The sequence below is a fragment of the Amycolatopsis thailandensis genome (assembly GCF_002234405.1).
Lineage (GTDB): Bacteria > Actinomycetota > Actinomycetes > Mycobacteriales > Pseudonocardiaceae > Amycolatopsis > Amycolatopsis thailandensis.
This window is the reverse complement of the sequence record NZ_NMQT01000063.1, coordinates 1-24,747: the sequence shown is the minus strand read 5'-3', so window position 1 is coordinate 24,747 and position 24,747 is coordinate 1. Positions and strand designations below refer to the sequence as shown.

26 protein-coding genes are annotated in these 24,747 nt (G+C 66.8%); 8 read left to right on the top strand and 18 right to left on the bottom strand.

Translation table 11 applies throughout. The features are described 5' to 3' along the window. Positions 1 to 145 precede the first annotated feature (145 nt). The 3 genes from tsaB to tsaD are packed head-to-tail and all read left to right on the top strand — an operon-like array spanning position 146 to position 2,327. Positions 146 to 805: a tRNA (adenosine(37)-N6)-threonylcarbamoyltransferase complex dimerization subunit type 1 TsaB gene (gene tsaB / locus CFP71_RS18420; protein ID WP_093935101.1), complete on the top strand. Its 660-nt coding sequence runs from the start codon at positions 146 to 148 to the stop codon at positions 803 to 805. After that, entirely contained in the window at positions 802 to 1,281 is a 480-nt protein-coding gene (rimI, locus tag CFP71_RS18415; protein WP_093935100.1) for a ribosomal protein S18-alanine N-acetyltransferase, read from the top strand. Before tsaB ends, rimI begins: the two co-directional genes overlap by 4 nt. Beyond that, positions 1,281 to 2,327 (top strand): tRNA (adenosine(37)-N6)-threonylcarbamoyltransferase complex transferase subunit TsaD, encoded by a 1,047-nt coding sequence (gene tsaD, locus CFP71_RS18410; protein WP_005153780.1) that lies wholly within the window; start codon positions 1,281 to 1,283, stop codon positions 2,325 to 2,327. Before rimI ends, tsaD begins: the two co-directional genes overlap by 1 nt. Here the strand turns inward: tsaD and wecB are convergent. The 3 genes from wecB to CFP71_RS18395 all read right to left on the bottom strand — a co-directional run bounded on the left by wecB (position 2,324) and on the right by CFP71_RS18395 (position 4,546). Beyond that, positions 2,324 to 3,475 (bottom strand): non-hydrolyzing UDP-N-acetylglucosamine 2-epimerase, encoded by a 1,152-nt coding sequence (gene wecB, locus CFP71_RS18405; protein ID WP_093935099.1) that lies wholly within the window; start codon positions 3,473 to 3,475, stop codon positions 2,324 to 2,326. The two genes, tsaD and wecB, sit on opposite strands and share 4 nt — an antisense overlap. A gap of 93 nt (positions 3,476 to 3,568) precedes the next feature. Next, positions 3,569 to 3,748, bottom strand: a complete 180-nt coding sequence (locus CFP71_RS18400; RefSeq protein WP_093935098.1) for an LPXTG cell wall anchor domain-containing protein — start codon at positions 3,746 to 3,748, stop codon at positions 3,569 to 3,571. A gap of 21 nt (positions 3,749 to 3,769) precedes the next feature. Then, positions 3,770 to 4,546: a choice-of-anchor protein CoaP gene (locus tag CFP71_RS18395; protein WP_093935097.1), complete on the bottom strand. Its 777-nt coding sequence runs from the start codon at positions 4,544 to 4,546 to the stop codon at positions 3,770 to 3,772. 428 nt (positions 4,547 to 4,974) lie between these two features. Between CFP71_RS18395 and xrtP the strand changes: the two genes are divergently transcribed. Beyond that, entirely contained in the window at positions 4,975 to 5,478 is a 504-nt protein-coding gene (xrtP, locus tag CFP71_RS18390; RefSeq protein ID WP_093935096.1) for an exosortase P, read from the top strand. Beyond that, the gene (locus CFP71_RS18385) at positions 5,478 to 6,866 is read left to right on the top strand and encodes an XrtP-associated glycosyltransferase (protein ID WP_093935095.1); all 1,389 of its coding nucleotides are present in this window, start codon (positions 5,478 to 5,480) and stop codon (positions 6,864 to 6,866) included. The genes xrtP and CFP71_RS18385 overlap by 1 nt, the downstream gene beginning before the upstream one ends. A 49-nt stretch (positions 6,867 to 6,915) precedes the next feature. Here CFP71_RS18385 and CFP71_RS18380 read toward each other — a convergent pair whose 3' ends face one another. Further along, a complete protein-coding gene (locus CFP71_RS18380) occupies positions 6,916 to 8,811 on the bottom strand; it encodes an N-acetylmuramoyl-L-alanine amidase (RefSeq protein ID WP_093935094.1) in 1,896 nt (631 codons plus the stop codon). 470 nt (positions 8,812 to 9,281) lie between these two features. Here CFP71_RS18380 and CFP71_RS44970 point away from each other — a divergent pair, with 470 nt between their 5' ends. Further along, positions 9,282 to 9,620 carry an HAD family hydrolase gene (locus tag CFP71_RS44970; RefSeq protein ID WP_244199726.1) on the top strand — a complete coding sequence of 113 codons (339 nt, stop codon included), beginning with the start codon at positions 9,282 to 9,284 and terminating at the stop codon, positions 9,618 to 9,620. A gap of 33 nt (positions 9,621 to 9,653) precedes the next feature. Here CFP71_RS44970 and ubiA read toward each other — a convergent pair whose 3' ends face one another. From ubiA to CFP71_RS44645, 14 genes are all read right to left on the bottom strand, one after another. Then, positions 9,654 to 10,517, bottom strand: coding sequence for a 4-hydroxybenzoate octaprenyltransferase (ubiA, locus tag CFP71_RS18370; RefSeq protein ID WP_093935093.1), 864 nt, complete (start codon positions 10,515 to 10,517; stop codon positions 9,654 to 9,656). A gap of 420 nt (positions 10,518 to 10,937) precedes the next feature. Further along, complete coding sequence (locus tag CFP71_RS18365; protein WP_244199725.1) at positions 10,938 to 12,326, bottom strand: tyrosine-type recombinase/integrase; 1,389 nt, start codon at positions 12,324 to 12,326, stop codon at positions 10,938 to 10,940. Next, positions 12,323 to 12,526 carry a helix-turn-helix transcriptional regulator gene (locus CFP71_RS18360; protein ID WP_093935092.1) on the bottom strand — a complete coding sequence of 68 codons (204 nt, stop codon included), beginning with the start codon at positions 12,524 to 12,526 and terminating at the stop codon, positions 12,323 to 12,325. The genes CFP71_RS18365 and CFP71_RS18360 overlap by 4 nt, the downstream gene beginning before the upstream one ends. Before the next feature lie 14 nt (positions 12,527 to 12,540). Continuing rightward, a complete protein-coding gene (locus CFP71_RS18355) occupies positions 12,541 to 14,160 on the bottom strand; it encodes a replication initiator (protein WP_093935091.1) in 1,620 nt (539 codons plus the stop codon). Further along, a complete protein-coding gene (locus tag CFP71_RS18350; RefSeq protein WP_093935090.1) occupies positions 14,160 to 14,546 on the bottom strand; it encodes a hypothetical protein in 387 nt (128 codons plus the stop codon). Before CFP71_RS18350 ends, CFP71_RS18355 begins: the two co-directional genes overlap by 1 nt. After that, the gene (locus tag CFP71_RS18345) at positions 14,543 to 16,105 is read right to left on the bottom strand and encodes an FtsK/SpoIIIE domain-containing protein (protein ID WP_093935089.1); all 1,563 of its coding nucleotides are present in this window, start codon (positions 16,103 to 16,105) and stop codon (positions 14,543 to 14,545) included. The genes CFP71_RS18350 and CFP71_RS18345 overlap by 4 nt, the downstream gene beginning before the upstream one ends. Before the next feature lie 308 nt (positions 16,106 to 16,413). After that, positions 16,414 to 16,668, bottom strand: a complete 255-nt coding sequence (locus CFP71_RS45340; protein WP_093935088.1) for an AMED_5909 family protein — start codon at positions 16,666 to 16,668, stop codon at positions 16,414 to 16,416. Then, positions 16,646 to 16,894 (bottom strand): hypothetical protein, encoded by a 249-nt coding sequence (locus tag CFP71_RS18335; protein ID WP_093935087.1) that lies wholly within the window; start codon positions 16,892 to 16,894, stop codon positions 16,646 to 16,648. Before CFP71_RS18335 ends, CFP71_RS45340 begins: the two co-directional genes overlap by 23 nt. A 303-nt stretch (positions 16,895 to 17,197) precedes the next feature. Further along, positions 17,198 to 17,659 (bottom strand): hypothetical protein, encoded by a 462-nt coding sequence (locus tag CFP71_RS18330; protein ID WP_093935086.1) that lies wholly within the window; start codon positions 17,657 to 17,659, stop codon positions 17,198 to 17,200. Between the two features lie 23 nt (positions 17,660 to 17,682). Next, positions 17,683 to 17,979, bottom strand: coding sequence for a hypothetical protein (locus tag CFP71_RS18325; protein ID WP_093935085.1), 297 nt, complete (start codon positions 17,977 to 17,979; stop codon positions 17,683 to 17,685). A 105-nt stretch (positions 17,980 to 18,084) separates the two neighbouring features. Continuing rightward, positions 18,085 to 18,645, bottom strand: a complete 561-nt coding sequence (locus CFP71_RS18320; protein WP_093935084.1) for a flavoprotein — start codon at positions 18,643 to 18,645, stop codon at positions 18,085 to 18,087. A 5-nt stretch (positions 18,646 to 18,650) separates the two neighbouring features. Next, complete coding sequence (locus CFP71_RS18315) at positions 18,651 to 19,889, bottom strand: helix-turn-helix domain-containing protein (RefSeq protein WP_093935083.1); 1,239 nt, start codon at positions 19,887 to 19,889, stop codon at positions 18,651 to 18,653. Between the two features lie 105 nt (positions 19,890 to 19,994). After that, positions 19,995 to 21,491, bottom strand: a complete 1,497-nt coding sequence (locus CFP71_RS43590; protein WP_143267110.1) for a HEPN domain-containing protein — start codon at positions 21,489 to 21,491, stop codon at positions 19,995 to 19,997. Positions 21,492 to 21,695: 204 nt separating this feature from the next. Further along, positions 21,696 to 21,836 (bottom strand): hypothetical protein, encoded by a 141-nt coding sequence (locus tag CFP71_RS44645; protein WP_208635983.1) that lies wholly within the window; start codon positions 21,834 to 21,836, stop codon positions 21,696 to 21,698. Positions 21,837 to 22,393: 557 nt separating this feature from the next. Between CFP71_RS44645 and groES the strand changes: the two genes are divergently transcribed. Beyond that, on the top strand, positions 22,394 to 22,687 hold the full coding sequence (gene groES / locus CFP71_RS18310) for a co-chaperone GroES (protein ID WP_007031106.1): 294 nt from the start codon (positions 22,394 to 22,396) through the stop codon (positions 22,685 to 22,687). Between the two features lie 99 nt (positions 22,688 to 22,786). Next, on the top strand, positions 22,787 to 24,400 hold the full coding sequence (gene groL / locus CFP71_RS18305; RefSeq protein ID WP_093935082.1) for a chaperonin GroEL: 1,614 nt from the start codon (positions 22,787 to 22,789) through the stop codon (positions 24,398 to 24,400). Positions 24,401 to 24,747 lie beyond the last annotated feature (347 nt).

The following is a 24,747-nucleotide window of genomic DNA, read 5'->3' as shown; positions in this document are numbered from 1 at the left end:
GGGGCCACGGGGCGGTAGGGCCGCCTCCGGGCGGAGCGACTTTAGCGGGCTAATCGCGCTCCGACGGTGGGGAGCGGGCCTGGGCACCCGATCGCGTTTAGCCCGCTAAACGCGATCCGGGGCGCTGGTCGTAGGCTGGGTAACCGTGCTGGTATTGGCCATCGACACCTCGACCCCGGCGGTCACCGCGGGCCTCGTCGCCCTGGACGGCGACGTCCTCGAGTCACGCGGCGACCGCGTCACGGTCGATCCGCGCGCGCACGGCGAGCTGATCACGCCCCACGCCCTGGAAGCCGTCAAGGCCGCGGGCGCCACGCTTCGCGACCTCGACGCCATCGTCTGCGGCGTCGGCCCCGGTCCCTTCACCGGCCTCCGCGCCGGTATGGCCACCGCCGCGTCGCTCGCCCACGCCCTCGGCATCCCCGCCCACCCGGTCTGCAGCCTCGACGCGATCGCCGCCGACGTCGCCCCCGGCGAAGCGCCCTTCCTCGTCCTCACCGACGCGAGGCGCCGCGAGGTCTACTGGGCCGCGTACGCCGCCGACGGCTCCCGCGCCGACGGCCCGCACGTCCAGCGGCCCGCCGACCTCGAGACGACCATCAAGGTCGCGGCGGGTGACGGCGCACTCCTCTACGCGGACGCCCTCGGCGTCCAGCCGATCGAGCCGCGCTTCCCGTCACCGCTCGGACTGGTCAAAGCCGCTCGCGAGGACTTCCAAAGTGAACCCGCCCCGCTCACCCCGCTCTACCTCCGCCGCCCGGACGCCGTCGAACCGGCCGCGCGCAAGAAGGTGACCACGCCGTGAGGCTGGAACCCTTACGCCGCAAGGATATCCCCCGCTGTGTCGAGATAGAGAAGATCCTCTTCCCCGGCGATTCGCCGTGGACCGCCTACGCCTTCCACGCGGAGCTCGACGGCGGCGGCTACTACCTGGTCGCCCGTCCGGATGAAAGCGACGAGGTCATCGGCTACGCCGGGCTCGCCGTCGTCGGCCGCCGCGGCGACTACGAGGCGAGCATCCACACGATCGGCGTCGACCCCGGCAGCCAGCGCAACGGGATCGGCACCACGCTGCTGAAGGCCCTTCTCGCCCGCGCGGACGAACTCGCCGCGCCGGTGTTCCTCGAAGTCCGCACCGACAACGACGCGGCGATCACGCTCTACGAGCGGCACGGTTTCGAACGCGTCGGCCTCCGGAAGCGCTATTACCAGCCCTCCGGCGCCGACGCCTACACGATGGCCCGCCCGCGGGCCCAGGTCCGAGACGAGGTGGCGGGCTGATGCCGCGCATCATCATGGGCATCGAGAGTTCGTGCGACGAGACCGGCGTCGGTCTCGTCCGCCTGCACGACGACGACACGGTCGAACTCCTCGCCGACGAGGTCGCCTCCAGCGTCGACCAGCATGCCCGCTTCGGCGGTGTCGTGCCCGAGGTCGCGAGCCGCGCGCACCTGGAGGCGATGGTCCCGACGGTCGAGCGGGCCTTCGAGAAGGCCGGGCTGAAACTGTCCGATGTGGACGCCATCGCGGTGACCGCCGGGCCCGGTCTCGCCGGCGCGCTCCTGGTCGGCGTCGCCGCTGCCAAGGCGTACGCCGCGGCGCTCGACATCCCGCTCTACGGAGTCAATCACCTGGCCGGGCACATCGCCGTCGACACGCTTCAGCACGGCCCGTTGCCGGAGCGCTGCCTCGCCCTGCTCGTCTCGGGCGGGCACACGCAATTGCTGCTGGTGGACGACATCGCGTCCGAGATCACCGAACTCGGGTCCACTGTGGACGACGCCGCCGGCGAGGCCTACGACAAGGTCGCCCGCGTCCTCGGCCTGCCGTATCCCGGCGGCCCGCCCATCGACAAGGCCGCCAAGAACGGAGACGGCGCGGCCATCGCGTTTCCCCGCGGCATGACCGGACCGCGTGACGCCAAGTTCGATTTCTCCTTCTCCGGTTTGAAAACCGCTGTCGCGCGCTGGGTCGAAGGCGCGGAGCGCCGCGGTGAGGAGATCCCCGTCGACGACGTCGCCGCGTCGTTCCAGGAGGCCGTCGCCGACGTGCTCACGATGAAGGCGATCCGTGCGGCCAAGGAACACGGCGTGGACACGCTGGTGATCTCCGGTGGCGTGGCGGCGAATTCGCGGCTGTCCGAACTCGCCGCCGAGCGCTGTGCGGAAGCCGGGATCACGCTGCGGGTCCCGCGACCGCGGCTGTGCACGGACAACGGCGCGATGATCGCCGCGCTCGGTGCGCACGTGGTCGCCGCCGGACGGCCGCGGGCGTCGCTCGACTTCTCGGCGAATCCGGCGCTGCCGGTCCAGATCGTCTCGATCTAGCGCGATTCGGCGGCGGTGCGCGGCGCCGGGGCGAGATTGAGCAGCTCTTCCAGCGCCGCCACCGACAAGGCGGCGGCATTGCCGTCGCCATAAGGGTTTCCGGCGTGCGTCGGATGGAAGTCACCGCGCAGGATCTTCGCCGCGGTGTCGGCGATGAGACCGGTGTCCGTCCCGACCAGCCAGGCGCAGCCCGCCTCGATCGCCTCACGTCGTTCGGTGACGTCGCGAAGCACGAGGACGGGAGTGCCGAAGGTCGGCGCTTCCTCTTGGATACCACCGGAATCGGTCAGGACGAGCTCGGCCAGCCGCAGCGCGCGTACGAGATCGGGATACTCGAGCGGCTCGGTGATCGTCACCCGCGGCGTCCCGCCGAGCGCGGTCACGACCTGCTCCCGCACGGCCGGATTGGGATGCACCGGGAACAACACCTGGACGTCGCTGTGCTCGGCGACGATCAGTTCGATGGCCGCGAGCGTGCGGCTCAGCGGCTCACCCCAGGACTCCCGCCGGTGCGAAGTCACGAGGACGAGACGTTCGCCCGCTTCGGAAATCTCCATCTCCAGCAGAGCCAGCGCGGTGTCCCGCGCCGGGAGATCACGCTCGGCGATCGCGATCACGGCGTCGACGACGGTGTTGCCGGTGACCGCGATCCGTTGGCGTGGAACACCTTCCGTGCGCAGTGCGGCCGCGGCGCCCGGTGTCGGCGCGAGATGCAGGGCGGCGACGCGCGAGATCATCTGCCGGGTGCCCTCTTCGGGGAACGGCGCGGCGAGATCGTGCGTGCGCAGCCCCGCTTCCAGGTGCACCACCGGGATGCCCAGCCAGAACGCCGCTAGCGCGCCCGCCAGTCCCGTCGTCGTGTCACCTTGGACGACGATCGCCGCCGGGGCGACCCGGCGCAGCACCTGGTCGAGCGCCGGGAGCAGCCCGGAAACCAGTTCCGCCTGGGTGCCGGTGGTCCTGGGCGGGGTGTCGAGCCAGGCGTCGACAGGCAGGCCGAACGGGATCAGCGCCTGCTCGACCATGCCCTGGTGCTGTCCACTATGGACGACGAAGGGCCGCAGGTGAGGGTGCTCCGCCAGCGCCAGTGCCAGCGGAGCGAGCTTGACCGCCTCCGGCCGGGTCCCGGCCAGCAACATCACGTCCACGCGTTGGCGCTCCTCGTCCACGATTTCGAGTGTCCCGCAAAACGCGGGTGGCGGCCGCCGGCGTGCAAGGGGTCCACGCCGGCGGCCGATCTGTCAGCTTCCGGTCCGGCCGAGCCGTTTCGTGCGGCGGTAGCCGGCGATGACCGCGATGGTTCCCAGAACCAGCAGGATCACGCCGACCGCCAGCCACCAGCCGACATCGGCACCGGTGGCGGCGAGGGCACCCACCCCGCCACCGGCGACGCCGACTCCGGCGCCAGGCAACTTGTACATCTCGACCTCACCTGATCCTGATCAGGCGCTGGTCGCCGGGCGACGTCCGCGCACGACTCGGATCCCGACCGGGATGGCGACGGCACCGAGCAGGCCGAGACCGATCCACAGGCCGGCACCCGACGCGAGCGGCACGGGCAGACCGGCCGGACCACAGGTGGCCGACGAGACGATCACGTCGCCGGAGCCGATCGGCGTGAGCGCGTCGCCGGCCAACTTCACGTGGATCGCGTTGACCGTCAGGCTGCCGTCACTGTTCTTGATCTGCTCGTTCAGGATGATCGTCGCGACGTTGATGGCGCCGAGACCGACCTTGACCTGAGTGTTCGGTGCGGGAGTGGAGTCGACGGCGCCCGCGCTGCCGAGGTTCGCCCCGACGAGGTTCGTCGCGCCCTGCACACCCTTCTGGGTCGCGGTGCAGGTGGCTTCGACGGCCTTGGCGCCGACCGTGCCGAGGGCACCCTTGAGCAGCGGCAAACCGACATCGGCGGTGCTGGCCTTGGCGGTCACGGCGCCGGAGTTGTCGTCCCGCTTGGCTTCGGTGTTGATCGCGCCGGCGGTGAGAATCCCGGTGAGATCCGCCTTCGCGAGGCTGTTGGTGGTCGGCCCTGAGGTCTTCGCTTCGGCGAGCGGTCCGGCCTTCACCGCGTCGAGGCCGAGGAGTTTCACATCGACCTTGACGCCATACGCGGAGCCGTCACCGGGGGCCGCCGAGGCGGGCGCCGCACCGGCGAGAGCCACGCTCGCCACCACAGCGGCGAGCAGTCCGCCTCGTCGCAAGAGGTGCGTGTTCTTCAACTGGTCCTCCGAATTGATTCGTGGGGGTTTTCTTTCATCTGCGGTCGGCACGTGGGCGCAACCGATGCGGACGAATCCTCAGCTGGCCTGACTCGGCTCGCGGATCGTCTATCGCCGAGTGTTTCCCAAATTGAACAAGAAACTGCGAGGATCACCGGATCAGGTGGAGTTTCGGTCCTTTGCCGCAGGTCACCGAAGAAGTCACTCTTTCGGCCTAGTCAGTTTCTCCACGATCGTGCCGAAAGGCGTCATGATCAGATTGTCAATGCGAACCCCGGTCGAAAGGACCGGTTCTCGCTGACTTACCCTCGTCGGCGAGGTCCCTGTCCGCTTCGCTGAACCCCGTCGTCTGCTGCGCCTTTCCTGAGAGGGTCATCGTGGCCGTTGCGAGCGCTCCCTTGCCGAGCTCAAGTCGGTTTCCGCTGCGTATGGCGGTGCTGGCGGTGATCGCCTTCGCGATCGGCCTGGTGCTGGCCGAACGCCTGTATCGGGTGTTCGAAGTGCAGCTTTCGGGACTGATACTGAGGGTTATCACCACATCGGGTGTCTTCGTTGCGGGCGAACGCGAGACTGTCTACTTTGGGTTGTCGGGCGATACTCCACTCGGGTTACGAATGACGCCGGAATGCTCTTCGGCATTCATGTTGCTGCCCTTGTTGTTGGTGACAGCGGTCATGTTGTATTTCCGCCCAGGGAATGCGAAGAGGTTGTTCTTCTCGTTGGCCATTTCGGCGGCGGTGGTCATTCTTGTCAATCAGATGAGGGTTTTGGCGATCGTCGGCCTGGTGAACTGGCTCGGGGTGGACGAAGGTTATTACTGGGGTCACACCCTGCTCGGTTCGATGGTCAGCGTCCTCGGCGGCGCGGTCGCCCTCGTGCTGTTCGTCTGGCTGGGCACCCGGAAGCCCCGGGCCGCGCGCGAGGCCGCCTGATGGGCGCCGGTTCGATCAAGATCCTGCTCGCGATCACCCAGGCGTTCGCGCTCACCATGAGCGTCGCGTTCATCGTGTACGTGGTCGTGATCGTCGTGCCGTACCTGCGGCGCAAACCCGCGCCCGTCGGCGACGCCGCCGACTTCACCTGGCACTTCTTCGTCCCGTGCCGGGACGAGCAGACCGTCATCCGCGAAACGGTGCGGTACCTGCGTTCGACGTTCCGGCACGCGCACGTCTGGGTCGTCGACGACGACTCCGAGGACCGCACCGCCCGGGTCGTCAAGTCGATCTGGCGGCGCAACGGCGGCTACGACCCGTACCTGCACCTCGTGCCCCGGCGCCGTCCGGAGGCGAGGACGGGCAAGGGCGACGCGCTCAACGCCGCCTACCAGGCGCTCAACTTCTGGATGGGTCCCGACGCGAGCCGTGACGACGTCGTCGTCGTGGTCGTCGACGCGGACGGCCGTCCGGCGGAGAACTGCCTCGAAGTGTGCGCCGCGGACCATCTGTTCGGCGACGAGACCATCGGCGCGGTGCAACTCGACGTCTGGATGGGCAACGCCGACACCCGGCCACCGGGGAAGAACTGGTTCTCCCGCGCTTTCGGGCTGAAGCTGGCCCAGATGCAGGATCTCGAGTTCCGCACGGCCATCGCGGCGATCCAGACCTCGCGCGGGTTCACCGGCACGATCTCCATGGGCGGCAACGGTCAGTTCACCCGGCTGTCCGCTTTGGACTCGATCGCCGGGGACGACGAACATCCGTGGCGCGGTTCGCTGCTGGAGGATTTCGAACTCGGCGTGCACCTGCTGACAGCGGGCTGGCGGACCGGGTACACCCCGGATTCCCATGTGAAGCAAGAAGGTCTGTACAGCCTCCGGCGCTTCCTGGTGCAGCGCACGCGGTGGGGCCAGGGCACGATGCAGTGTTCGCGGTATCTGCGGCGGATCTGGGATTCGCCGCACGTGAGCACGCTGGGCGCGGCGGAGATGATGTACTACCTCGCGCAGCCGTGGATGCAGCTGCTCGGCTCGCTGCTGTACCCGATCCCGTTCATCCTGCTGCTGTTCAGCACCGCGGGGGATCCGGCGCAGGTGTGGACGTGGTTCGCCGACGACGGCGCGTGGATCCTGTTCGCGATCTACGGTTCGTTCGGGCTGCTGCCGTTCATCGTGTGGGGCCCGATCTATCAGTTCAAATGCCTGAAGAGCCGCAATCTCCTGCGCGGGCTCGGGATGGGCTTCGCCTACGCGCTCTACATCTACACGTTCTACATCACGTCGTGGCGGGCGCTGTTCCGCCTTGTCCGCGGCCGGAACGGCTGGTCGAAGACGCGGCGGAACACCGAGCACGCCCCCGGCGTCAAGGTCGCCCTGGACTCCTGACCCGCGCCCGGATCGCGTTTAGCCCGCTAAACGCGATCCGGGCGCTGGGTCAGAAGGCGGGCAGGATCCGGACGTCGTCCGCCTTCACGAAGGCGATGCGGTGCCCGAACTGGATCTGCACGTACCGCGTCTTGCCCTTCACGACCACATGGTTCGCCGGGTCGAACGTCGTCGCCGAGAAGTACTCGGAGCCGACCACGTTGCCGAGGGAGTACCGCTGTCCGGCCGAGAACGTGTACGGCAGCGGCACGACCTGCTGCACCGGCACGTTCGCCGGATACGCCTCCGCCTCGGGGTACGCGCGCCCGAACACCGGGACGGTCGCCAGACCGGGCTTCGGCGTCACGACCAGGCCGAACGCCGGGCTCGTCGCGCGTGCGTCGCGGAACCAGCCCTTCTGGCCGAGATACCAGATCGCCGTCCAGCCGTCGCGCCGCTCGGCGACCACGTACCGCTGGCCGGTCTCCGCCCGGCTGCCGATGTCGGAGACGTCCATCGTGCTGGCCGAACCGTCCGGGCGCAGGCCGATGTCCTTGAGCAGCGGCGCCGCGTCGTTCGGCTCGCTGCGCAGCACCACCGAACCGGACCCCCTCGCCGGGCAGGGCTTTCCGCCGCCCTCGCAGCCGGTGAACGCGGGCCGGTTCGTGGCGAAGTCCGGCGTGATGGTCACCAGCGGCGAACCTGGACGGCCGAAGCCGGTCAGTGGTGCGCCCATCAGGTCGAAGTAGTGCGACCAGTCCCAGTACGGGCCCGGATCCCAGTGCATGCCCTTGATGGTCGACGGGATCGTGCCCGGGACGTTGTCGTGGCCGATGATGTGCGCGCGGTCGAGCGGGACGTCGTACTTCCGCGCGAGGTAGCCGACGAGCTTCGCGGAGGTGCGGTACATCGCCTCCGTGTACCAAGTGCCCTTCGCGGCGAAGCCCTCGTGCTCGATGCCGACGGACTTCGCGTTGACGTACCAGTTGCCCGCGTGCCAGGCGACGTCCTTGGTCGGCACGTGCTGCGCGATCTGGCCGTCGGACGAGCGGATCGTGTAGTGCCAGCTCACGTACGTCGGGTCCCGGACCAGGTCCATCGCCGTGTCCCAGTAGCCCTCGGTGTCGTGGATGACGATGTATTCGACCTTCTGGCTCTTCGGCCGGTCCGCCTTGTCGTGGTTGCCGTAGTCGTTGTTCGGCAGCTCCTGGTACGGCGCCGGGACCGAAAGGCACGAGACCTTCTTCGGGCACTCGGTCTTGGCGTCTTCGGTCTGTGCGCGTGCGGGGCTCACCGGCGTGGCGGCGAGGGTGACGTTCTGGCCGTCGTCGGTCTTACGGCTGACGCCCTTGGAGATGGTGTCGAAGACTTCGTCGGCGAAGGAGCGGGCTCCCGCTTCGTCCTTCGCGCCGCTGTAGCGCGCGACGGCGGCGTGCCAGTCGCCGGCTTCGCGCTGGTACTTCGCCAGCAGAGCGGCGCCGCCGCGGATGTTCTGCGTGGTGTCCGTACGCAGCGTCTTGACGTTCTGGCCGATCAGCGCGGCCGCCTCGTCGATGGTCTGGAGACCTGGGGGAGGCGGCTTCGGTGCCGGGGTCACAGGGAGCTTCGGCTGGCGGGCTTCGTCGCCGCGTGGGTCCTCCCCGCCTTCGTCGTGATGCGTGCCTGCGCCCGCTTCGCGCAGGTCGGTCAGGTGCATCGGGCCGTAACCGGCGGACGTGCTCGGGGTGCCGGCGTTGAAGTCCCAGCGCGACTCCAGGAAAGAGACGCCGAGCAGGACGTGCTCGGGGACGCCGAATTCCCGCGCGGCGGCCGCGAAGTCGCGTTGGCGCTGCTGATCCGCCGGAGCGGCTTCGGCAGGGACGGCGGCGAGGAGCCCGGCGGCGAGAGAGAGGACCGCGAGCCCGGCGGTCCGTTTGGACCGGCGCCGGAGCGGCTCGAGGGTGACGGGACGGAAGGGACGCGGCATGGGCGTATACCCCCAGTGACTAGGTCTGGCTGAACAGGACCGACCCCAATGGTCGGAACCTAACCAGAAACCCGCCTCTTCCGTAAGGTCCCCGCAGATCGCGATTAGGGGGCTAAACGCAGGTCGGTGGCAAGGTGGGGGCATGACTGGGGCGAAGGAGCTTCTGCGGGAGAAGGACCACGTCTTCCTCGACTTCGACGGTCCGGTGTGCGACGTGTTCGCCAGGTTTCCGGCGAGCGAGGTGGCGGACAGGCTCAAGCGTCTCGTCGAACCCGATCTGCCCGCGGAAGTAAGAACGTCCGCCGATCCGTTCGACGTGCTCCGGTTCGCGGCCTCGTGCGGTCCGAACGCCGCGTATGTCGTGGAGCGGCAGCTCGGCCGGTTGGAAGGCGAGGCCGTCGCGCAGGTTTCGCCGGCTCCCGGCGCCGCGGAGGTGCTCCGCGAGTGGAGCGCGCAAGGGTTCACTCGCGGTGACGATCGTCAGCAACAACTCCGTCGACGCGGTCAGGTCCTTCCTAGGGCTGCACGAACTCGCCGAGGACGTCCGCCGGATCAGCGCCCGGACGACGAGCGACCCCGCGCGCCTTCAGCCTCATCCGGCACTCCTCGACGCCGCTGTGAAGGCTCTCGGCACTTCGCCTCGCCAGTGCGTGATGATCGGGGACTCGGCCGCTGACGTCCTGGCCGCTCGCGCCGCCGGAGTCGCTTCGGTCGCTCTCGCGACGACGCCCGCCAAGCGCCGGACTCTCGCCGCCCTCGACCCCGATGCCCTGGTGACCACCCTCGCCGACCTGCGTTTAGCCCCCTAATCGCGCTCCGGCCGCCGACCTGCGTTTAGCGGGCTAAACGCGATCCGCTGCCAGGAGGCCCAGGAAGAGCACCATGCCGACCAGGTTGTTGTTCATGAACGCCCGGAAATAGCCGTCCCGCTCGCGACTCGCGGTCAGCCTGCCCTGGTGGACGAACAACGCGCCCGCGACCACGACGGCGAGGTCGAACTCCCAGCCGAGCGAGCCCACACGGCCGACCACCACCATGAGCACCAGCATCGCGCCTTGCAGGACGCCGATGGCCAGTCTGTCGTGACGGCCGAACAGGATCGCCGTGGACTTCACGCCGATCTTCAGATCGTCGTCCCGGTCGACCGCGGCGTACTGCGTGTCGTACGCGACGACCCACAAGAGGTTGGCGAGGAACAGGAGCCAGCAAACCGGCGGCAAGGATCCCGCCGAGGCGGCGAAGGCCATCGGAATCGACCAGCCGAACGCCGCGCCCAGCACCACCTGCGGCAGATGCGTGTAGCGCTTCGCGAAGGGATACGCGCACGCCAGCGCCAGTGCCACCACCGAGAGCACGACCGTCAACAGGTTGAGCGTCGTGGCCACCAGGAAGGAAAGCAGCACCAGGACGCCGAACAGGCAGCGCGCCTCCCTGCCCGTCGCCGCGCCACCGGCCAGAGGACGATTCGCGGTGCGCTTGACGTGACCGTCGAACCCTCGGTCCGCGTAGTCGTTCACCACGCAGCCCGCCGCGCGCATCAGCCACACCCCGGCGACGAAGGCGGCGACTATCCATGGCGACGGCGGACCGGCGATCCACAGCGCCCACAGCGTTGGCCAGAGCAGCAGCAGCGCGCCGATCGGCTTGTCCGCCCGCATCAGCCGCAGGTACACGGGCAGCTTGTTCCGCGCGAGGAGCGGCGACATCGTTTCTTCCCCTCCGGCATGCGTCGATCCGAAGGTAGGGGCGCATCGGCGTATGCGGTCCGAATTCGGCACTCGGAGCCAAGGGGCCCTGATCAGACGGGCATGCCCTGCGGGAAAAGGGCCGGTCAGGCGCTCGGAGACAAGGTGACCGGACCCTCCTTGCGAAGCTGGCACTCACATGGCTAGAAGGCTCGCGGGATTTCAGTCACTCAAGGTGATTGCAAGAGGTTCCGGTCCAGGCCCAAATTCGGGCTCCTGTCAGTCATAACGCGAAACTGCCGAAGAACTGGCGTCTGGGACTGTCTGTGACGATCACCGGCCGCTTGGTGGTGTCCACGGAACAGCCACGGAACAAGCCCGGAACGCGAACATGCCCCCGGACCTGGTGTTTCATCCGAGGGCACATCCACCGTACCGCGCCTAGCCGAGATCATCGTCTAGGAACATCTCGATCTTGCGATTCGCCGTCGACCGGGTTCCGTGGACGAACTTCGCGTAGACCTTCGTCAGCATGTCCACCGTGTGCCCCGCCCGGTCCGCCACGTCAGGGAGAGGCACACCGGCCGCGATCCACGACGAGACGGCAGCGTGACGTAGGTCATACGGACGTCCGGCCAGCATCGAGCCCGCCAGGCGAGGCGGCAGACCCAACAGCCGAGCCCGACGCCAGATATCCGTGTACGAAGCGTTACTGATCGGGGCACCGTCCTTGCCCCAGAACAGTCGCCCGTCAGGCCCGGTCCCAACCTCGTCCAGATGATCGAGGAAGAGCCGGACGAGTACCGGCGGGATCGGCACGGTCCGGGTCGCCGTGTCCGCCCGATGCTTCAGCGACCGAACTTGGTACGTCTGCCCGTCGTCGCTGTACCGCGCAGCCGACCGACCGAGTGAGTTCGGAAGCACGAGCGCACCCCAGCCGGTCCGAGGCAACTCGCAATGCTGCTCAGCCAGGAACCGAGCCTCGCTCGGCCGGACACCGCCGTAGTAGAGCGCCGCGAAGAACGGCCGCCACGATCGGTTCCGGCAGCGAGGCCGCACGTAGCTGACCGAGGCCAGCAGTTCCCGAGCCTGGAGCGGGTTCACGACGACGCCAGGGTCAACGGCCTGCACATCCCGGAACTTGACCAGGTTCAGCCCGGAGAACGGGTTCTCGCCGAGATACGCCTTGTCGACCGCGAACCCAAGCGCCTGCACAAGCGCGCCCTTCCTGGTGTCCACTGTGCTGTTGGCCGCACGCTTGCCGTCCAGGTTGGTCCGCAGCGCCCGCCCGACCTCAGTCACGCCGTCCTGGTCGGCCAGCTCGACAACCCGACGCGAATGGTCCGCAAGCCACGCCGCAACCTCCCGCCCTTCCGTCGTCGGTTCAACGGTCGACCCGTCTGGAGGGAGCACGAACGTAGTCAGCACACGCCGGACCACCGCAGGGTCAAAGTCTGGTTCCTCGGTCAGGAACCCTTGCACCGCAACGGCTAGCCCGTCGACGAGACGCCCGCGCGAGTTCGGCGACAGGTCCGGCCAGACGTGATCCAGGTACTCACGGACGACCCGAAGCAGCGTCGGTGATCGCTCCTCCCGGTACATCGACTCCGGAAGCCCGGTCTCGATATCGAACGTCTCACCGCGGTTCATGGCCTGCTGGAGCTTGGACAGCTCAGCTTTCGCCAAAGCCTTGGTAGCAAACCATTGCGAGTGCTCTCGGCCAGCAGTGATCCAGCGGACGCCGTAGGGACGCCGCCGCTTCTTGCCGGTCTTCTTGTCCGGCGGCATGGTCTTGATCTCCCACAGCCGGACCTGATGCGTCGGTTTCATGCCGCACGCTCCTGCCTGCCGCTCAGCCACTCGCGCACCGCCGTCAGCGCGAACCGCAAGTGGCCGTTGGGCAGCTTGATCGCAGGAGGAGCCGTGTTGATCTCTCGCCACTCGTAGAGCGTGTCCCGGCTGATGCCGAGGAAATCGCAGAGCTCAGGAGTGCTGAGAAGGGTGTCCAGTCGTGCAATGTTGTCGTTCATGGCGTCCCCCAAAGTCAGGCAGCGAGCGGAGTTGCCGAAAGATCTGGCGGACTCTGCGCGGCTAGCAGTGCTTTGTCGTACTCGGCTTTCCAGGTGATGCGTTCCGAGATCGCGTGCATCACCAGGTGGTCCCGAGGCGGCACAAACGGATCCCCGGAGTCGACCTTGCGCCAGACCAACCGAGCCGGGTCCGGTGCCGGTTTCTCGATCCCGACCGCCGCCAGCGCTTGCAGGACGAACGCTTTCCGGTCCGCCTTGTGGTCGACGAGCGTCTTCCCCGACCACTTGCGCGACACCAGCACTCGGCGTCCTGGCAGGCCGAGCGTGGTCCGCCGGTGCGCCCTTCCTTTGCAGTGCCCTGGTGTGGTCTTTCCGTTGGCGCCCTTGGGGTTGATGCCGTAGAGCAGCCACACCGCGCAGCGAGGAGAGCAGGGTGTCACCGACAGTTCCGCGTGGAACCGGTCGTGGTGGTCCTTCTGCCGGGTGGTGTCGGCTTCGACGACCTCACCGGTGGATTTTGTGAGGTACTTGGTCAGGTAGCCGATGTGCCGTCCGGCTTCTTCGGTGCCGCCGAGGATGCCCTTGGAGTGGACCTGATGGCCGAAGGTGACCACGTGCGCCGGGTCTTCCACGGCTTCTACCGCGTCGTCCCACGAGGTAAGCGGTTCGCGGGTGTCCGGGTCGACGAACACCCGGGCGTCGCCGTCCCACAGGGGCATCCGGTCGACGTAGACCACTTTGTCGTGGGCAGGCCACCAGACCTGGTGGTAAGTCGCTTCGGTGACCTGCCGGATCACGTCATGCGGCACCGATCCCCGAATCGCCGCGTGCAGGTGCGGAGCCGCCCGCCGTTGCGGTTCAACGGTCGCGAAGTACTGCGCGTCCCACCCGACCACGCGCCGCAGGTTCTGCCACCACCTGTCCACCAGCGCGGAGAAGTGCACGGCGTCCCGAGCCGCCCGCCGATAGTCATAGGTCGCCGGGTCGACCGGTGCACCGTCGGAGCGGACCGGGCCGTAGGTGTCGCAGGTGAGCGTGACGAACATCGACGGCCGGAACCGTCCCGCATACTCGCGTCCGAGCGTGGTCTTGGCGACCTTGCGTCGAGGGAGGTTCGGCGCGTCCTGCCGCCGCTTGGTCGACCGCTTGACCGCCTTCTTCGTGGGCAGGTCGATCGAGGGGAGGCGGCCGCGCATCCCGAGTTGCCGAAGTTCGTCGTCGACTCCCTGGATTTCCTCGCGCAGTTCGTCGGCTTCGGCCTGGTTGGTCTCTTGCAGGTAGGCGGCGACGAGGTCAGCCCGGAACGCCAACAACTCTGTTTGGGTTTCGGAGGGCGGCTCTGGGGTGAAGTCCGGTTCGGTGTCGATGTGCCAACCCTCGCGGCACTGAACCTGTCGCAGCGCCTTCGCTTTCCGGGCACACGGCAGGCACACCGACTCGACCGTCGATCCACACGGGACAGGGACGTAGCGAAGCTCTCCGGTGTCGGTATCGCCGACCTCCATCGTGAACGGCCGAACACAAACCCCGTGCTTCTCAGCGGTCGCCTTCACCACGTCCGACGCCAGAGGCTCACGCATCCGAGCCGCCCGGGTTTTGGCCGGCATAGTCACCGCGGATTCCTGGGTACTCATCAGGCAGCCACCTCCCCAGGGGCGTTCCACTGCCGCAGCACGAACACCGGCATCTCCTGCCGCATCCCCGCAGGCAGGTCCGGGAACGTGGCTTCGTCGAACCAGACACCGCCGTAGACCACCACCGGGATGCCACAGGGAGTCCGGCCGCTCAGTTCCAGGTGCACCGACCCGCCGCCCGCAGGACGCCACAGCGAAGCCGTCACGTCGTCAAGCGAGGCAGCCCAGGTGAGCAGCCCACGGGCAACGTCCTCCAGACGGTCGGAGTCGAGTTGCACCGTGATCGGATCAGGACCCACCCCAACCCGCACGGACGCGGACGGAGGCAGCGCGAACGAGTCGAGGTGATCGCGGATCGCGTCGAGGAAGACCATCAGCCGGTTCACGCTGCCCTCCCCTCGGAGAGTCCAACTACGTGAGCGCCACAGTTGGTCACGTAGTTCTCCAGCGCCTTGATCTCCTCGTCGGCGACCCATCCGGCCCGGACGCGCAGGGGTTCGCGGACGCCTTCGCCCCAGACGTAGCCGACACCGGCTTCGGAATCACCGATCCGGTTCGCCCACGCACCGCGTTCGTAAGCGCCGTCGCCGAGCACCATCCCGACATGCGTCTTCGAGGTCACCCGCAGACACACCCGGCGCGGGAACAGCTCACGAACCGGGACGGTGTCCTTGGTTGGTTCCTGCACGTAGCCGCGCACCGTGATCCCCAAGGCCCTGCCTTGCGTGGTGAGGAGCGCGACCTTTTCCACGATCGCGTCACGGGTCTTGCGGTCGGTGTACTTGGTCAACGCGCTGATCTCGTCGAACTCCAGAACCTCTAGCGGATGCTCGACGCTGATCGGGATCATGCGCACGCGTCCGGCGAACTCGTGCTTGCGGGCTTCCATCTCCTCAAGCAGGCCGTCGAGGAGTTCGAGCGCCTGCTTACCGGTCACCGCGTACCGGGCGAAGATCCCGCGTCCGTAGGCGAGTTCCATCCCTTTGGGGTCGATGCCGGACACCCGGACCACACCGGACCGAATCGCGGGTGCGGCTGACACCAGCGGGCACCACATCACCGAGTTCTTGCCCGATCCGGTCGCGCCAGCGGTCAGGCAGTGCGCACCCGAGCCGACCAGCGGGACCCGCCAGTCCGAGCCGTACTCCGTGGTCCCGGACCACACATGCCGCAGATCCACGCCGAGCCCATCGAGGGACACCAGGTCAGGAACCGGCAGGGAGGTCACCGCGGATTTGAGTAGGTCACGGCGCTGGAAGTCGATGGAGACCACGTTGGGCTCCAGTTCCCGCACCTGGCACCGCTTGACCTTGCGCGCCACCGCCAGCGCCCGCGCGGCCTCGTCGAAGTCCTCGGGCTTCTGCCCCGGAACGAGCTGCACCCGCACCTCATCCCACGACGGCCCCGATCGGACCTTGAGCACCTTCGGCACCTGAACGGCCCGTGATGCCGAGGCGGCCTTGCGGGACAGCAAACGTCGACGGCCGACCAGGTTCACCGTCACTTCCACCGGCAGCGTCTCGTCCCGGATGCTCAGCCCGCAGGCGTGCAGCCAGGCCGGGAGCTTGCGCGCGTAGACCGCCCAGCGCATCCACCAGGACCGGAGGAACCGGCCGCAGTGGTGGTCGTAGGACACGACGTCGATCAGCTGCCACGACGCCAGCACGGCGACGACCGAGGCTGTCACGATCGCCAGGGGCAGCCACCCGAGGTACTGCCACCACGCCACGAGCGCCACCACTGTGAGACTGGTCCGCCAGCGCGTGACGACTTGCTTTGCCAGCCACAGCAACGATTTGAGCAGCCACCAGAGGGCGATGAACACCAATGCGGCCGCCGCCAGGACTTCCAGGATCGTGGCGAGCGCGCGACCGAGCTTGTGCAGCAGCCACACCACCACGCCGAGCACGCCGCCGCCGATGAGAAGGACACCGATCCCGTTCATCGGCGATCACCGCCGGTCAGGTCCAGCGGGAGCATTCCCTGACAGGGAGCGCATTCCTTCTCGCCGGGCAGCAGCTTCGCGAACCGCTTACAGACTGTGCAGCGCGTTCGGGTGACCCCGTCTAGCGGACGTTTGTTGCCATCGTTTAGCGTTGTCATTGTTCACTTCCAGAGGTTGTGGACAGCGCAGGAGCGGCAAGGTTGGTAGCCGGATTCCGCTTCTGCGCCTTACAGGACAAGAAAAGCGATTGAGGACGTGTTTGTACGCCGCACGTCCTCACGTGCGTTTTTCGCTCTGTCATTCAGTTTTCAGCTGACTTGCGACTTCTCCTTCTGGATCTGCGCGGCCACCTCCTCGGCCTTCCGCTCCTCATAACCGACCCAGTACTTGAGTTCGTGGTGGTGCGCGCGGTCCACATCGGACACGGCCTGATACATGCGCGCGTTCTCTTTATGGAACTTCAACCACGTCGACCTGTTCGACCCGGGCTTCGGCCGACGAGCCGAGGCGACCAGGTGCGCGTCCTTGAGGGTCTGCGGCTCATTCCGGCCCGGAGTCGTCATTGCGCACCGCCGCGTGTTTGCCGAGGAACACGGCCAGTTCGTCCGCGCTGTCGCGGATTTGGCGAAGGAGCCGGATGAACTCCGGCCACGCGGCCGGGTCGGACGGCGGCATGATCGCCAGGCTGTCCGGGTCCAGGTAGATCACCAGGGCCGGGTTCGCCGAACCATTGCCCTGCATTCCCGCGACCGCCTGCGGCCCCGGCTTCCACATCGCGTTGAACGCCACGGCCCTGCCCCTCCTCGCTGTAAGCGCGGATCTCCCACGACCGCGCGTTCTCCTCGAATCCCTCAGCCGCCGCTGTCACGGCCGCGAGCACCCACCACGGCAACTGGCCTTCCGCCAGGAGGTCCCGCCAGGCCGACGCCACCGCGAGGGAAGCAACACCCACGTCGTGCGCCGCCAAGGGGTCGACGACCTGGGCAGTCTGTGCCCTCAGCGCGCTGTAGTGGCGGTAAGCCATCTCCCACGCCTGGACCAGATGCGGAGAAACCACGGCCACACCGTGGCTCCCCGGCACCCCGCCCTGCATCACGCAGCCTTGGGCGTTGACTCGGCGGCGCCCGAGGTCCGCGACGACTTCGACGCCCCACCCGAAGCAGCGGCCTTGAAGCCGGTCGCGCGGAACAGGTAGGACTGGTACTTGAACTCGCCCTGACCAGCCACCTTCGGCTCAGCCGTCAGGCCCTCCAGCTCGATCGGACGCATTCCCGGCAGCACCTCCGACGTGGTCGGCACCGGCTGCACATCGGCGAGCAGCGTGATCTCGAACGACGCGCGCTTCGCCTTGACCTCGTCCGGGTCGGTCACCGTGACCTTCCACTGACGCTTGCCCGTCACCTCGTCGACCCGCTGACGCGCCGGACGACCCGACGACCTGTCCTCGCGTGACTGGTACTCGTTGTCCGGCGACACCTCACCGACCATGACCAAGCCCTGACCGAACGCCTCGTCGAACTCGATGGGGAACCGAAAACCCTTGTAGATAGCCATTTGTTGCTCCTAGGTTCGTGTGATCAGTCGTTCTTGCGCGTGACGGTTTCGTCGGCAGCGTCGGACCAGTGATCGGTGAAGGAAGAGGAATGCGAGCGCGTTCGGTGCTGGGTCTCGCACCACTCGCTGAACTCGCTGGCAGCGGCCGCGAGACTCTGCGCGAACCGTGCGGTGTCCATCAGGCCGCCGATACGGGCGGGCACCTGGACGATGAAGGAGGTTTCTTCGCTTCCGGCGACGAGCTGACGAACGCCAGGAGATGGTGAGACCACCGCCGCGCCGTAGCCGACGAGGGGCTGAATCACCACGTGAATGCCCATGTGTGCTCTCCCGGTGTCTCGGTCTCGGCGAGCCCGGTCGGGCGCGCTGGACACAGGAGACACCCAGTGAGGAGCCTCACCCCGGACAAACTGTCCGGGTAGGGATTAGAGGGGGAGAGGGACGGCCTCGTTCACCGCGGAAAGCACCGCTGACCAGGGCAGCTCACGGCCCGGAGCGCTCCGCGGTTCGTGCAGCGGCCACACGTCGTTCCCATACACGAGACGCACGCCAGCGCGCCGCAGCGCGTCGAGGTGGGTTTCCCAGGACGGGTGACGAGCGTGCGCGGCGTTCACGCGCGGGAAGACGACGACCGGCAGGTTGAGCGTGCCGATGGCCTCGTTGACCTGCGTCAGAGCTTGATTGTCGGCGATGCCCATCGCGAGCTTGGCGACCATGTTCGCCGAGGCGGGCGCGACCAGGTAGCAGTCCGGGGCGGGATGGGGGCTGGTTTCGGCCGGCGTGCGGGGCTCGACCCGGACCGGGAACCCGGTGGCCTCCTCGATCTCGGCGCGGCCGCCGTTCTCGTCCAGCCAGCGCCCCGCCGTCGGAGTCAGGGTCACCGCGACCGTCCAGCCGTCCTCCTGGAGAGGCCGGATCACGCGCGGAAGAAGGTCCTCAACACCACCAGCACCCGAGCCCACCAGGCCCAGAACACGCGACGCCACCCGACCTACCTCACCGCGCCGCAGCGCTCAGCCAACGCCAACAAGGGCGAGGACTTCTTACCAGCCGTCGCCGGAGCGCGGCGATACATCGACCGCACGACCTCCCGCACCGCCGTACTGTGCCGGACGATCCCCGGAGCCTTCTGCTCAGCCGTCAGCAGCGCCGACAACGCCTCGTCATCCTTCGCGACCAGGCTCAACGCCCGCGCGAAGTCGATCAGGTGCGTGACCTGCCGCTCTACCGGCAGGTGGTCGACGCTGATCCTCGGAGCCGACTCGATCACCTGCGAAATGTCGCCCAGATCCAGCGCCGCAGACAGGCGGTGAAGCTCGACGTTGGCCGGGCCGAACCCGGTCTGCCAGTAGTTCGCGTCCACGCCGAGCTGATCGGCCGCGCGGCCCGCGTGCGACAGCAGCTCGTTGGCCGTCGACCGGTCCTGTTGCCGAGCAGCGGCGACGGCCGTCCGCAGGTAGAGCATCCCGTAGAGACTCAGTGCAGCCGGATCACCGTCGCGCATCCTCGGGACCAGCCACTTCGCAGCCGCGTCGCCCAGCTCAAGCGCGTCGTCAAACCGACCGACGGCCAGGAGCGCGTGAGTGCCCGAGCGGGCAGCCGAGGCCAGGACCAGCGGGTCATCGGCCTCGTCGGCAGCCTGCATGGCGCGCTCTGCCGCGATCCACGCTAGGTCAGCTTCACCGATCTTGCTCAGCGTGGTTGCGGCCAGGTGGTGAACGCGGGCCGACACCGCAGCGCAGGCCCGCCGGTAGGCCGCGTCATCGGCCGAGGCGGACTCCATGCCCTGACTGGTCTTGATCAGACCCGGCAGCGCGGCCACGACACGGCCAAGGTCACCCTTCTGATAGCTGGACCAGGCACCCTCCACCAGCTGAGCCACCGGGGCCGGGTCGATGTACTCCGGCGACATGGCCGAGGAGAACAAGGTGCGGGACAACCGCCGAGGAGCCATCAGGGCGTCTCGGATGGCCGGGACGTCGTCGTTCTTGTCCTCGTCCTCCATCAGCACGGGCTCGCCGAGGAGATCTCCCAGCGTCACCCGCAGGCCCCGCGCTACGTCGGCCAGCACATCGAGGCGGCGGATCTCGCGTTCCCCGCGCTCGATCTTGCTCAGCCAGTCCTCAGTCCGGCCCACCAGGTCGGCAAGAACCGCCTGCGACAGACCACGCCGCCGCCGGTAGAAGGCAATACGCTCCCCAATGCTGAGCTGATCACCCGCACCACGCATACCCCCCAGGCTAACAGTAAAAGTAGCTCTAGCGCCTGCGCGTTAGATGATTCGCGGAAATCGAATGACGAACTCGGTACGGTAAGTTCGGGCTTGAAACTAGATTTACGGCCGCCTTTCCAATTCTTCTATGGTCCATAGAAGAATGCTGTCGCTGCGAGTCGCGGATTTTTCTCCCGGAAATCCTTGGTGATTGTAGATCTCTCGCATCGAATTAAGCGCTATTTCAATGGCCCTATCTCGATGGACTAGCATTTCACGCATCGAGGGTTCCGTATCTGCGCCATGGACCAGGTTGCTACGAAGCCTGTATAGTCGCTTTAGCTCGGCAAATAGGGTTCGACGCCTGTCGATGTCACTCGGCTCTAAGAGCTTGCTTATCGCCCCGCAGACCCGCAAGGACGTCTCCGGTGTTCCGCTAAACATGTTTTCCCATGCCATTACCGCGTCAATAAATCCATCTACTGGGTCAATTCTCTCGCTGGTTGCGGCGAGTATTCGACGCATTGCGATCTTCAGAGTATGCGGCTCCGCCTTGAGCCGCTTGTACCAATTCTCTATTTCCTCGACTTGATGACTCTGAACCGTTTCTCTTCTCATTGAGAATTGCATGGCGGATTCGCTAGAGCTGGGCATGGGGGAGAACGGGTCAAGGAACGTTGCGGAGACTTGCTTGGGTGCTAGGTATGAGTCGCTTGTTGAAGCGCATATGATCGCGAATCGAATTAGGTCAACTGAGTCTCTAAAATCTCGGAACCACTCTTCATATTGGCGCTCATATTTCTTGTGATCGTCATGGAGATTGCGCTCAAATGTCTCCCATTTGCGTATTTCGAGCAGACGTGTTTGTGCGGTTGTTGTGAGGATCGCTGAGGCGCTGGGCTGATTTGATGGAAGTCGCCGATGAGCGTCACTCAAGGGGCTCAGGACGGCGTCCTCAAATCTAATTTCTTCCCCCTCGGGAAGTTCTATCTCCGATAGTCTGACGATTGCCGGTATAGCAGCGGGTTCACCTTTAGCCATCGTTCTAACATCTTGTAGCACGTCGTCTACGTGTGAAGAAAAAGGCTTAGCTTCAGTGGAGTCAAATAGAAGTCTGGAATACGCGGACCTTAAGATGTGCTCGGCTAGTCCGGCTAATTGAAATGACCTACCGCTCCCGTTGGAAAATTGAAGGAAGGAGGTCATCTCGTAAAGGCGAGTTTCATCGTCAATATGTCTGGGATCTTGGTCAGGGAATAAGAGCTTTAAAGATGAATCTTTTAGTATTTCTCGGCAAAAATCGAGTCGAGCAGGGTGGTTGTGGGTTGCGCTGGAAATGATGGGGTCGACGGTCATGCCGAACCCGTCGTCTCGTTCAGGTAACAAGAAACCTGGGTATAGATCGCGAGCAAGTACTGCAAGCAGTTCTCGACATTTATCGCTAGGGCTGGGGCTATAGTCGATCTGCCCGCCGCAGTAGGAGCGGCAGGCATTTGCCCAGGTTGTGCCTACGGCGCTGTGGAATTCTAAGAGAATTCCTGAGATTGCCCACCGTCGATGAAACTCTTCTGCGCTGGAGATGTGGGTGCATATTTGTTGGAGTTTGTCATGTACTTCCATCTGCTGATCCGATAGTTCAGGATCTGCGCTATTTATGATGTCCGAATTGCAGGCTAGTAGAAAACAGAGTAGGCGATCGCCAAGTAAGGCTCGTAAGTTCTGCAAGGAAACCTCACTTCCTGGTAGCTGGGACTGCTCGAATCTTGTGCCACTTGCCGAACTTGGCTCTATGGGATCAAGGCGCCGCCGTCGGCGGCGCGTACGTCACCTCGCGTTCGGCGGGCTCGCCCGAGAGGCGACACGGACGGCCTGCCGCTCCGCTCCGGCCGCCGGTCGCCGGGCGGCCCGCCGGAAGCTCGGCCAGGTGTACGCACCGCCGACAGCGGCGCAGACGTCGAACCACATGCGGCGAACGTCGCGGCCAAGTCGATCAGTGTTACGGCACGCGTCCCCGGCGGCGGCCATCCCTCGCGCGCGATCCTTTAACCCCGACCCGCCGCCATCAAGGGCGCCTACGGCGTCGCTTCGCGATGAGCTTCGCCCACCCTTGACACCGTCGACCCGGCGCTAACGATGGCAGGGGCGAGGAAGATGGGGGAGGAGAGCCGCCGCTCATCTGTGCCCGTTCGCAGGCGGCAGGGGAGCATGGCGGCAGACGCTTAGACGCGAGCATCGAGACCAGCCGACGGCAGGCCGAGGCTGCTCCGTCAGCGGGCATACTGACTGTGAGCAGGCGAGCGCGATTGAGAGCGGCGCGGAACCCTGGCGGAACAAAACGGCCGGTCAGGCGCTCAGAGGCCAAGTTTCCGCAGGGTGAGCGGACCCTCCTTGCGAAGCTGGCACTCACATGGCTAGAGTGCTAATTGCACGGCCCGAACACGCCCCGGCACCCGCGACGGCGGGGGTGGTAGGAGCCGTAACTCATCCTGCCAACGCTTTCGACGACCGTGGAGGTCAACCCGGTGAGCGTGAACATCAAGCCGCTCGAGGACAAGATCGTTGTCCAGACGAGTGAGGCCGAGGAGACGACCGCTTCCGGCCTCGTCATCCCCGACACCGCCAAGGAGAAGCCCCAGGAGGGCAAGGTTCTGGCCGTTGGCCCGGGCCGCATCGACGACAAGGGCAACCGCGTCCCGCTCGACGTTTCCGTCGGCGACGTCGTCATCTACTCCAAGTACGGCGGCACCGAAGTGAAGTACAACGGCGAGGACTACTTGATCCTTTCCGCCCGCGACGTGCTGGCCGTCATCAACTGACGTCCGCTCTCAGCGCATGACGCCCCGGGCCCCGCATTGCCGGGGAACGGGGCGTTCGTGTTTCCCGAGCAGTAAGACTGGAAGGTAAGCGGAACAGGCATGCCCAAGCAGATCAGTTTCGACGAGGACGCTCGTCGCGCGCTCGAGCGCGGGGTGAACAAGCTCGCCGACGCGGTCAAGGTCACCCTCGGCCCGCGCGGTCGCCACGTCGTGCTCGACAAGAAGTTCGGTGGCCCGACCATCACCCTCGACGGTGTCACCGTCGCTCGCGAGATCGAGCTCGACGACCCGTTCGAGAACCTCGGCGCCCAGCTCGCCAAGAGCGTCGCCACCAAGACCAACGACGTCGCCGGTGACGGCACCACGACCGCGACCGTGCTCGCGCAGTCGCTGGTGAAGGTCGGCCTGCGCAACGTCGCCGCCGGTGCCAACCCGACCGCCGTCGGCCGTGGCATCGAGGCCGCCGCGGAGAAGGTCATCGCGGTCCTCAAGGAGAAGGCGACCCCGGTCAAGGGCCGCGACAACATCGCCCAGGTCGGCACCGTCACCTCGCGTGACGCGGCCATCGGCGCCCTGCTCGGCGAGGCCGTCGAGCGGGTCGGCGAAGACGGCGTCATCACGATCGAGGAGTCGTCCACGCTGGCGACCGAGCTCGTGATCACCGAGGGTGTGCAGTTCGACAAGGGTTTCCTGTCGGCACACTTCGCGACCAACCCGGAGGAGCAGAAGGCGATCCTCGAGGACGCCTACATCCTGCTGGTCCGCGAGAAGATCTCGGCCCTGGCCGACCTGCTCCCGGTGCTGGAGAAGGTCGTCGAGGCGAAGAAGCCGCTGCTGATCATCGCCGAGGACGTCGACGGTGAAGCGCTGTCGACCCTCGTCGTGAACTCGCTGCGCAAGACGATCACCGCCGTCGCGGTCAAGGCGCCGTTCTTCGGTGACCGCCGCAAGGCGTTCCTGGACGACCTCGCGGTCGTCACCGGCGGCGAGGTCATCTCGGCCGAGATCGGGCACAAGCTGTCCGAGACCACGCTGGCCCAGCTGGGCAACGCGCGCCGGATCGTCGTCACCAAGGACGACACCACGCTCGTCGACGGTGCCGGCACCAAGGACGACATCGCCGGGCGCGTTTCGCAGATCCGCAAGGAGATCGAGAACACCGACTCCGACTGGGACCGCGAAAAGCTGCAGGAGCGGCTGGCGAAGCTCGGCGGCGGTGTCGCGGTGATCAAGGTCGGCGCGGCCACCGAGACCGAACTGAACGAGCGTAAGCACCGCATCGAGGACGCCGTGGCTTCGACCAAGGCGGCCGTCGAAGAGGGCATCCTGCCCGGCGGTGGCTCGGCGCTCGTGCACGCGGTCAAGGAGCTCGACGGCGGCCTCGGCCTCGAGGGCGACGAAGCGACCGGTGTGCGCATCGTCCGCGACGCGCTGTCCGCCCCGCTGTTCTGGATCGCGACCAACGCGGGCCACGAGGGCGCGGTCATCGTGAACAAGGTCCAGGAGCAGAACTGGGGGCACGGCTTCAACGCAGCCACCGGTGAGCTCACCGACCTGCTGGCCGCCGGCATCGTCGACCCGGTCAAGGTGACCCGGTCCGCGGTGGCGAACGCTGCTTCCATCGCCCGGCTCGTGCTCACGACGGAGAGCTCCGTCGTCGAGAAGCCGGCCGAAGAGGAGCCCGCCGCGGCCGGTCACGGCCACGCGCACTAGTTCCACCCCCGAAGCGGGGCGGTACTCCATCCGGAGTGCCGCCCCGCTTTGCTGTCCCGGCCCCGCCGGAGCGACTTTCGCGGGCTAACCGCGATCTGGGGCCCCTGCCGCCGACCTGCGTTTAGCCCCCTAATCGCGATCCGGGGCGGCGGGGAGCGCGACCGGGCGGACTCGACTTTCGCGGGCTAAACGCGATCCGGTGGGCGGGCGAGCGGGACCCGGGCAGATCGCGATTAGGGGGCTAAACGCACGTCGGTGCCCTGGAGCGGGGCAGAGCGACTTTCGCGGGCTAAACGTGACGCGTGGGCAGCGGAGCAGGGGCGGAGCGAGCGGCGAGCGGGGCTGGG

Bases quoted from the DNA above. Each gene is read 5' to 3' on its own strand.
- tsaD (WP_005153780.1), top strand. From the start codon at position 1,281: ATGCCGCGCATCATCATGGGCATCGAGAGTTCGTGCGACGAGACCGGC.
- CFP71_RS18400 (WP_093935098.1), bottom strand. From the start codon at position 3,748: ATGTACAAGTTGCCTGGCGCCGGAGTCGGCGTCGCCGGTGGCGGGGTG.
- xrtP (WP_093935096.1), top strand. From the start codon at position 4,975: ATGGCGGTGCTGGCGGTGATCGCCTTCGCGATCGGCCTGGTGCTGGCC.
- CFP71_RS18385 (WP_093935095.1), top strand. From the start codon at position 5,478: ATGGGCGCCGGTTCGATCAAGATCCTGCTCGCGATCACCCAGGCGTTC.
- CFP71_RS18380 (WP_093935094.1), bottom strand. From the start codon at position 8,811: ATGCCGCGTCCCTTCCGTCCCGTCACCCTCGAGCCGCTCCGGCGCCGG.
- ubiA (WP_093935093.1), bottom strand. From the start codon at position 10,517: ATGTCGCCGCTCCTCGCGCGGAACAAGCTGCCCGTGTACCTGCGGCTG.
- CFP71_RS18365 (WP_244199725.1), bottom strand. From the start codon at position 12,326: ATGAAACCGACGCATCAGGTCCGGCTGTGGGAGATCAAGACCATGCCG.
- CFP71_RS18360 (WP_093935092.1), bottom strand. From the start codon at position 12,526: ATGAACGACAACATTGCACGACTGGACACCCTTCTCAGCACTCCTGAG.
- CFP71_RS18355 (WP_093935091.1), bottom strand. From the start codon at position 14,160: ATGAGTACCCAGGAATCCGCGGTGACTATGCCGGCCAAAACCCGGGCG.
- CFP71_RS18345 (WP_093935089.1), bottom strand. From the start codon at position 16,105: ATGAACGGGATCGGTGTCCTTCTCATCGGCGGCGGCGTGCTCGGCGTG.
- CFP71_RS45340 (WP_093935088.1), bottom strand. From the start codon at position 16,668: ATGACGACTCCGGGCCGGAATGAGCCGCAGACCCTCAAGGACGCGCAC.
- CFP71_RS18330 (WP_093935086.1), bottom strand. From the start codon at position 17,659: ATGGCTATCTACAAGGGTTTTCGGTTCCCCATCGAGTTCGACGAGGCG.
- CFP71_RS18325 (WP_093935085.1), bottom strand. From the start codon at position 17,979: ATGGGCATTCACGTGGTGATTCAGCCCCTCGTCGGCTACGGCGCGGCG.
- CFP71_RS18315 (WP_093935083.1), bottom strand. From the start codon at position 19,889: ATGCGTGGTGCGGGTGATCAGCTCAGCATTGGGGAGCGTATTGCCTTC.
- CFP71_RS43590 (WP_143267110.1), bottom strand. From the start codon at position 21,491: ATGGAAGTACATGACAAACTCCAACAAATATGCACCCACATCTCCAGC.
- CFP71_RS44645 (WP_208635983.1), bottom strand. From the start codon at position 21,836: ATGTGGTTCGACGTCTGCGCCGCTGTCGGCGGTGCGTACACCTGGCCG.
- groL (WP_093935082.1), top strand. From the start codon at position 22,787: ATGCCCAAGCAGATCAGTTTCGACGAGGACGCTCGTCGCGCGCTCGAG.